Consider the following 8951-nt stretch of genomic DNA (forward strand, 5'->3'; position numbering starts at 1 on the left):
CCGCCGCCCATGGAGGCTGCCACTCCGGAACATACTCCGATAAAGCCGGAGCTGGTGCCCATGACGACTGGAAGGCGTGCGCCCACCGGCCCGATGGTGAACAGCTGTACAAAGGTTACGAGTCCGGCCACCAGCATGGCATTCTGCAAAATAGATACCTGAAGAGGGCTGCCTGCACCGATGCCGCAGGCACCGGCGATCAAGATGATCGGAGTCAGATTGCCTGCAAACATTGCCAGGATATGCTGCAGTCCTAAAAGGACGGCCTGAGGGAGGGGGATTTTTCCCTCCAGATCATGAGGGGACGTAAATGTTTGGTTTTTCATATTAATCTCCTTTTTTTATATTAAATAATGAAGAAAACCGGAGATCAATGTACTCTTCCCTGAGAGAATTTTCTCCGATTTATCTATTTAAAGTAGCACAGCAGACGAAAAATGTCAAAAAAGACGCTGAATAGAAGAAAAAGCTATAAAAAATAAACGGGGAAAATATAAGATAAACGGTAATGAAATAGGGAAAATAAGGATGAGGAAAAGTTTTCATGACAATAAAACAGCCATTTATTACATTGACGCACACAAATCTGAAATATGATGTATAATAAATCTAAATTCAAGGTTCCCTCCCTTGAATTAGAGATAACCCTCTCTCACACATTAAGTGTATTTTGGTATAATGAAAGGCCTTCCATCGCCAGGTGGAAGGCCTTTCATTTTGTATACGCTTATACGCCAAAGTTTTCAATTCTTACTCAAGAGCTTTTGCAACTTCATACAGCTTCATCCCATTAGATGCTTTGATCAGCACTACATCATTTTCTTTTAAATAATCCTTTAAATAAGATATCAGCTCATCATTGGAGGAAAACCATTTCGTTTTTAGTGAGAGATTCTTTTTTTGTGCAGCTTCTGCATATTTTTTGGAAAGGGTTCCGGTGATGTACAGATCCGTAATATCTGCCGTGCCCAAAAATTCGCCGACTTCCCTGTGGTAATCCGGAGAGTCCGGTCCCAGCTCCAGCATATCGGACAGAACCGCGATTTTTCTTCCGCTGTCCTTATAATCGGACAAGATTTTAAGACCTGCTTTCATGGAATCGGGGCTGGCATTGTAGGCGTCATCAATGACCGTGTACCCGTGTATTTTAAGGATATTCTGGCGCTGTCCGGAGAATGTGGCAAGCTGCCGTTTGATCGTTTCCATCGGAACCTCATAGGCAAGGCCCAGGGCGATTGCTGCAAGGGCATTGGACACATTGTGATCCCCCAGAACATTTAAAATGACCGGTTCTTTCATATTTTCATGGACGAAGGTAAAATGGGTCTGACCATGGATTTCTTCTGTTCCTTCCGCGCGATAAGAGCAGTCTTCTGAAAATCCAAAGAATTCATAGGGATGTGTCACATAACCGATGTGTTTACGAATCATATCATTGTCGCCGTTCAAATACAGCACGCCGTTTTCAGGCAGACCGTTCTGGATATCCAGTTTTTCCCGGCAGATATTGTCCCGGCTTCCCATCTGCTCGATGTGGGAGACACCAACATTTGTGACTACCGCAGCGTTTGGGCGGATGATTTCTCCGAGGATTGTAATCTGTCCCGGTTCACTCATGCCCATTTCCAGCACCCCGATCTGATCTCTGGAAGTGAGACGGTCCAGAGTCAGAGGCACGCCCACCTGACTATTCTGGTTTCCGACAGTTTCAAATACCCGGTATTTTCCTTTCAGTACATGGGCGATCATTTCCCGCGTCGTAGTTTTTCCGACACTTCCGGTAATGCCGATGATGGGCAGTGACATCTTGTTTCTATAAAAAGACGCGATCTGCTGCATGGCTTTTAAGGTGTCTGGCACTTTTATAATAGGATGAGGGCCTTCCGCCTGCTCATGTTCCTGGGTCAGAGAAGCTCCCCCGTCCTTTAGGGCACTTTCTACAAACTTATGTGCGTTTACCCGCTCACCGACGATTGGTACGAATAATGTATGAGGTCCTACATCTCTGGAATCAGTGCTGAGACGATTTATTGGCATAGAGGCATCGCCGCATAAGAGAGTGCCGCCGGTTGCTGCTAAAATATCCTGAATGGTCATATGTTCCATAATCTTACTCCTTTAACTTCTTATCTTTTCTTTAGCATTATAGCACAGGATACGGATTTGTGGTAAAATCTAATCTGTATAGAAATGTTGTTCGATCAATTTAAGGAGGACACTGTTATGAGAAAGAAAAAACTGATATTTGCCGGACTTTTGGCTGTGGCAGCAGCCGCGGGACTGGTCGGATGCAGTAAAGATACGAAACAGGCAGAAAAGACCACTGCAGAGGCAGCAGCCGGGAAGGAAAACACAGCCAAAAAGAAAACGGCGTCAGGGAAAAAATCCGATGCCGCAGAGACAGATTCCAAGAAAACGGTTGTAAGAGAGTGCACGATTTATGCTCCGGATGACAACGTGGAGACCCTGATTAACGGAAAGGTCAAGATTGAGGACGTGACGGCCGGGAAGCTGCTGAAAGAGATGATGAAGATGGGGACTCTGGAGGAAGGGACCAGGATCAATTCCTTTCAGATTAAGAAGCAGACCGCCTATATCGACTTCAATAAAGCATTTGAGAAGACACTGCGTAAGATGGGAAGTTCCGGCGAGGTGCTGACGGTACAGGCAGTGACAAAAACCATCTGTGAGAATCTTGATGCTAAGGCAATGAAGTTTACGGTAGAGGGAAAAGTCCTGGAAACCGGACATAATATTTACGATGAGCCCCAGAGGCCGGGCGAAGAATAAGTACAGGAGAGAATTCCATGAGTTTTACACACTTACATGTTCATACAGAATACAGTCTTCTGGACGGCTCCAGTAAGATCAAGGAGCTTGTGCATCATACCAAAGAACTGGGGATGGACAGCATTGCTATCACAGACCACGGCGTCATGTACGGAGTCATTGACTTTTATAAGGCTGCAAAGGCAGAAGGAATTAAACCTATCCTTGGATGTGAGATCTATGTGACACCCGGATCAAGATTTGAAAAAGAAGCCAGACAGGGCAGCAGTAATTATTTTCATCTGGTGCTTCTGGCAGAAAATGACCGTGGATATCACAATCTGATGAAGATCGTATCCAGAGGATTTACGGAAGGATTTTACTATAAGCCGCGGGTGGATTATGAAGTGCTCGAACGTTACAGTGAGGGACTTATTGCGCTGAGCGCCTGCCTGGGAGGAGAGATTCCGACTTACATCAGGGAAGGAGATTATGAAAAGGCGAAAGAGACGGCCTTGAGATTTGAGAGGATTTATGGAAAAGGCAATTTCTTTTTGGAACTGCAGGATCACGGGATCAGTGAGCAGACAACGGTAAATTCTGCGCTGATCAAGATGTCAAAGGAGACCGGAATCGAACTGGTGGCAACCAATGATATCCACTATACATTTGCGGAGGACGTGGAACCCCATGATATTCTGCTCTGTATCCAGACAGGGAAAAAGGTCGCTGATGAGGACAGAATGAGATATGAAGGCGGACAGTATTATCTCAAGTCCCCGGAAGAAATGGAGCGGCTTTTTCCGTATGCCAGGCAGGCAGTGGAAAACACCGGAAAGATCGCCGAGCGGTGCAATGTTGAGATCATCTTCGGTGAGCAGAAGGTGCCGAAATTTGATGTGCCGGAAGGTGATACATCGACTTCTTATTTAAGAAAGCTCTGTGAAGAGGGCATCTGCCGCCGCTATGACGATGTGACTGAAGAACTCAGGGAGCGCCTGGAATTTGAGCTGAAAACCATTGAAAACATGGGATATGTGGATTACTTTCTCATCGTTTGGGATTTTATTCACTATGCCAAAGAACATGGTATTGCCGTAGGTCCCGGCCGCGGGTCCGCAGCCGGAAGTATTGTGTCTTACTGTCTGGAGATCACGGACATCGAGCCGATCAAATATCAGCTCCTGTTCGAGAGATTCCTGAATCCGGAACGTGTTTCCATGCCGGATATTGATATCGATTTCTGTTATGAGCGAAGACAGGAAGTCATAGACTATGTGGTTGAAAAGTACGGCAAGGATAAGGTTGTTCAGATCATTACATTCGGAACTATGGCAGCGAGGGCCGTGATCCGTGATGTGGGCAGGGTTCTTGATATTCCATATGCAAAGGTAGACGGGATTGCAAAGATGGTGCCCAATGAACTCAATATCACCATCGAGGGGGCACTGAAAAAAAGTCCTGACCTGAAGAAGGCATATGCGGAAGACGAGGAGACCAAGTATCTGATTGACATGTCCAGGAGGCTGGAAGGCCTGCCGAGACACGCCTCCATGCATGCAGCAGGCGTGGTGATCGGCAAAGACTCCATCGACGAATTTGTGCCTTTGGCGAAAGGAGCGGATGACGCCGTAACGACCCAGTTTACGATGACAACCATTGAGGAACTGGGACTATTGAAAATGGATTTCCTGGGCCTAAGGACTCTTACCGTTATCCAGGATGCAGTCCATCTGATCGAGAAAAGGGAAGGAAAGCCTTTCGACATAAATAAGATCGACACAGAAGATCCCAAGGTATATGAAATGATCAGTCAGGGGCGGACAGAAGGCGTGTTCCAGCTGGAAAGCGGCGGCATGAAAACATTTATGAAGGAACTGAAGCCGGAGAGTCTGGAAGAGATCATCGCTGGAATTTCCCTTTACCGTCCGGGTCCTATGGATTTTATTCCTAGATATGTAAAAGGGAAGGTGGACAAAGACAGTATCCGTTATGACTGCCCGCAGCTGGAGAAGATCCTGAAGCCTACGTATGGCTGCATCGTATATCAGGAACAGGTGATGCAGATCGTTATGGAGCTGGCCGGCTATACTCTTGGCCGCAGTGATCTTGTTCGCCGTGCCATGTCTAAGAAAAAGGGCGATGTCATGGTCAGGGAGCGGAAGAATTTTGTCTACGGAAATGAAAAAGAGGGCATCCCGGGCTGTATAAAAAACGGAATCGACGAGAAGACGGCAAATCACATATGGGATGAGATGCTGGACTTTGCTAAATATGCTTTCAACAAGTCCCATGCAGCAGCCTATGCGGTCGTTGCCTACCAGACCGCTTTTTTGAGATGTCATTATCAGAAAGAATTTATGGCCGCATTGCTGACCTCTGTTTTGGGAAACACTAATAAAGTATCTGAATATATTTATGCATGCAGGAAAATGGGAATTAAGATTCTTCCGCCGGATATCAATAAGGGGGAAGGCGCATTTTCTGTGGATGACGGATGCATCCGGTATGGACTGAGCGCCATAAAGAGCCTTGGAAAGCCGGTCATTGAAGAGATTTTACGGGAAAGATCCGAGGGCGGAAGCTACAAGAGCCTGAGGGATCTGATAGAACGGCTTTCCAGCAAAGAAATGAACAAAAGGACCGTGGAAAGCCTGATAAAATCCGGGGCGCTGGACGAACTTGGATATACAAGGAAACAGCAGATGTTCGTATATGCAAGTATTTTGGAAAGCATCCAGAAGGAGCGGAAGCATGAGATATCCGGGCAGATGAGTATTTTGGACTTTATGTCGGAGGACCAGCAGAAGAACTTTGAGATAGAATATCCTGACGTTGGGGAATTCGATAAAGAGCAGAGACTGGCCATGGAAAAAGAAGTGCTTGGGATCTATGTAAGCGGACATCCGCTGGAAGATGATGTGGAGATTCTGGAGCGGCTCACAACGGCCAGCACTGCAGATTTTACAGCTGAGGAGGACACGGGACAGCCGGTGCTGAGGGATAAACAGACTTGTATTATCGGCGGCATCATCAGTGATATGAAGGTGAAACTCACCAGGACCAATCAGAATATGGCATTTCTGACACTGGAGGATCTGATGGGAACGGTTGAGGTCATTGTTTTCCCCAGAGAATTTAATAAGTACCAGCACCTTTTGAAGGAGGATGCCAAAATCTTTGTAAAAGGAAATACTTCGATTTCGGAGGAAGAGAGCAAGATGGTCAGCAGCCAGATTACTGTGTTTGATGATCTTGCACAGGAAGTCTGGGTGCAGTTTGATGATAAAGACCGTTTTTTTGCAGAACAGGACCGTTTTTATGACATTCTGAAATCACATCAGGGCAGCAATCCTGTCATCGTCTACTGTCGGAAAGAGAGAGCCGTGAACAGGCTGGACCGGATGTATGCGGTAAACAGTGAGGATGAACTCATTTATGCTCTTGGAGAACAGTATGGGAAGGGAAACATCAGAGTCAAGAAGACAGGGTTAAAATAATTATATTGAAAACTTTTAACAAATGCATTAAAATGAGTCTAACAAAATATAATTTTATGCTATTATTTGGAGGATTATAACATGGGAACACCGAAAGTAAGAACAATTGGAGTACTGACCAGCGGAGGAGATGCACCGGCTATGAATGCTGCCACCAGAGCAGTCGTAAGGGTCGGCCTGGAGCGCGGTTTAAATGTAAAAGGTATTAGAAAAGGTTATAATGGGTTATTGAATGAAGATATCATCGATCTGACTTCAAGACATACTGCAGACAGTATTTCACGGGGAGGTACAATTTTATTTACCGCCCGCTGTGATGAGTTTAAGACACCGGAAGGACAGAAAAGGGGCGCAGAAGTGTGCCGGGAACAGGGGATCGACGGACTGGTAGTTATCGGAGGAGACGGTTCTTTCCAGGGAGCCCAGAGGCTTGCGGAACTTGGAATCAACACCATTGGAATTCCGGGAACGATCGATCTAGACATTGCATGTACCGAGTATACAATCGGTTTTGATACGGCAGTCAACACAGCCATGGAAGCGATCGATAAGATCAGAGATACATCTACATCCCACGAGCGCTGCAGCATTGTCGAGGTTATGGGACGGGGTGCCGGATATATCGCACTGTGGTGCGGAATGGCAACAGGAGCAGAGGATATCCTGATTCCTGAAAGTTTTGACGGCAATATGCCGAAGCTGGAACAGCAGATCATTGAACACCTGCTCAGGAACAGAGCTTTAGGAAAGACACATCACATGATCATTAATGCAGAAGGTGTCGGACACTCCTACGGTATGGCCAAGAGAATTGAGGCGGCTACAGGAATCGAGACAAGAGCTACTATTTTAGGACATATGCAGCGAGGCGGAAGCCCGACCGCCAAAGACAGGGTATATGCTTCTATGATGGGAGCTTATGCGGTGGATCTCTTATGTGCAGGAAAGAGCAACCGCATCGTCGGATACCAGAACGGCAAGTTCATGGACATCGATATGGACGAGGGACTGGCAATGGAAAAGCATGTGGATGATTATCAATTACAGATTGCCCATTTACTTGGAAAATAAAAAGATTTTATGGAAAAAGCGATCTTTTAAAGATGGCTTTTTCTGTATGTAAGGAGAATTGAAAGGGAATGAAAAAGATTAAGCCGGTCCATATTATTTTGTTTGGATTCTTATTTGTCATACTGATTGGGTCTGTGCTGCTGACATTGCCGATTTCGTCAAAAAGCGGCGAAGCCACGCCGTATATTAACGCACTTTTTACATCGACAACGTCAGTCTGTGTAACCGGACTGGTGGTTGAGACGACGATGACTTACTGGAGCACCTTCGGCCAGCTTGTGATCCTTGTGCTGATACAGCTGGGCGGACTGGGCGTGATTACATTTACCACAGGAATGTTCCTGTTTCTGAAAAAAAAGCTGACAATGAAAAACAGGATGCTGATTCAGGAGTCCTTCAGCTTGAATACAATGTCCGGCCTTATTGAGCTGGTGAGGAAGATTTTAAAAGGTACTTTTATTATAGAGGGAATCGGTGCGGCGCTGTTTGCAACCCAGTTTATCCCTGAGTTCGGTGTGAGATACGGCATCTGGGCATCTGTGTTTAATTCTGTATCCGCATTCTGCAATGCGGGCATCGATATTATACAGACCGACAGTCTGAGAAGCTATATTACGAATCCGGTTGTGAATTTTACGGTCATGGGACTGATCGTGCTGGGCGGGCTTGGTTTTATTGTGTGGAGAGACCTGCTCAGGGTCTTCCGCGGATTAATTCACAGGGAGTTTCCGTTAAAAAGAGCTTTTGGGAAACTGAAGCTGCACTCTAAAATCGTGCTGTCTACTACGGTCATCTTAATTTTTATTGGTACAGTCTTCATTTTTATCTTTGAATTTGCAAATACTAAAACCATAGGCAATCTGTCACTTGGCAATAAACTGATGGCATCCATGTTCCAGTCTGTCACGGTGAGGACCGCAGGATTTGAGACAGTGCCTCAGGCTGCACTGACAGAAGGATCTTCACTGATCTCTATGATCCTAATGTTTATCGGAGGATCGCCGGTGGGAACGGCCGGAGGAGTAAAGACTGTGACGTTTGTTGTGTTAGTATACTGTGTGCTTGTGACAGTGAAGCAGGAGGGTGCGATTCATATTTTTAAAAGAACGATACCGATGACAGTCATACCGAAAGCACTGACCATTATCTGTGTCAATTTGATTGTACTGCTGTCTTCTATTTTAGTCGTACTGGTATCCGATTCAGCCTCCTTTATGGATACATGCTATGAGTGTGTCTCTGCGCTGGGCACTGTGGGTCTGAGCAAAGGTCTGACCCCGGACTTGAGTGTGATCGGGAGGCTGGCGATCATCATCACCATGTATCTTGGCAGAGTCGGGCCGGTGTCTCTGGCAGTCGGTTTCGCAGTCCGCGGCAAAAAGAAAGTATTGGCAACATATCCGGAAGAAGATATAATTTTAGGATAAAGGCATTGTTCACATGATTTTCGTTCGGCTCTTAGAATGCCTCACTCCAATCATGTAAACAATGGAGATAGTTTCTACAGTACAAATTGTGTTTTGCAGGAATATATTTTATACGATGATATATAAAGGAGTAAGAAAGATGGGAAAATCATATGCGGTGCTCGGTCTCGGAAAGTTTGGAAAG

Annotated in this window: 6 protein-coding genes (1 of these 6 cut by a window edge); 4 read left to right on the forward strand and 2 right to left on the reverse strand. The window is 45.9% G+C overall.

Annotated features, from left to right (window positions below; translation table 11 throughout):
* Positions 1 to 326 carry the 5' portion of a uracil-xanthine permease family protein gene (locus QVP35_RS08995; RefSeq protein WP_022261058.1) on the reverse strand. Its footprint begins 1087 nt before the window's first position, so 326 of the gene's 1413 nt are visible here — the first part of the coding sequence; its start codon is at positions 324 to 326; the stop codon falls past the left edge of the window.
* Between the two features lie 424 nt (positions 327 to 750).
* On the reverse strand, positions 751 to 2106 hold the full coding sequence (locus tag QVP35_RS09000; protein ID WP_009290591.1) for a UDP-N-acetylmuramoyl-tripeptide--D-alanyl-D-alanine ligase: 1356 nt from the start codon (positions 2104 to 2106) through the stop codon (positions 751 to 753).
* A 117-nt stretch (positions 2107 to 2223) separates the two neighbouring features.
* On the opposite strand from QVP35_RS09000, the gene QVP35_RS09005 reads away from it, so the two are divergent.
* The 4 genes from QVP35_RS09005 to QVP35_RS09020 all read left to right on the forward strand — a co-directional run bounded on the left by QVP35_RS09005 (position 2224) and on the right by QVP35_RS09020 (position 8767).
* Entirely contained in the window at positions 2224 to 2790 is a 567-nt protein-coding gene (locus QVP35_RS09005) for a GerMN domain-containing protein (RefSeq protein ID WP_022261059.1), read from the forward strand.
* Between the two features lie 17 nt (positions 2791 to 2807).
* On the forward strand, positions 2808 to 6269 hold the full coding sequence (locus QVP35_RS09010; protein ID WP_022261060.1) for a DNA polymerase III subunit alpha: 3462 nt from the start codon (positions 2808 to 2810) through the stop codon (positions 6267 to 6269).
* A gap of 81 nt (positions 6270 to 6350) precedes the next feature.
* The gene (gene pfkA / locus QVP35_RS09015) at positions 6351 to 7340 is read left to right on the forward strand and encodes a 6-phosphofructokinase (protein ID WP_006566089.1); all 990 of its coding nucleotides are present in this window, start codon (positions 6351 to 6353) and stop codon (positions 7338 to 7340) included.
* 68 nt (positions 7341 to 7408) lie between these two features.
* The gene (locus tag QVP35_RS09020) at positions 7409 to 8767 is read left to right on the forward strand and encodes a TrkH family potassium uptake protein (protein ID WP_009290595.1); all 1359 of its coding nucleotides are present in this window, start codon (positions 7409 to 7411) and stop codon (positions 8765 to 8767) included.
* The last annotated feature ends 184 nt before the right edge of the window (positions 8768 to 8951 follow it).

It is taken from the genome of Anaerostipes sp. CAG:276, assembly GCF_000432215.1.
Lineage (GTDB): Bacteria > Bacillota > Clostridia > Lachnospirales > Lachnospiraceae > Anaerostipes > Anaerostipes caccae.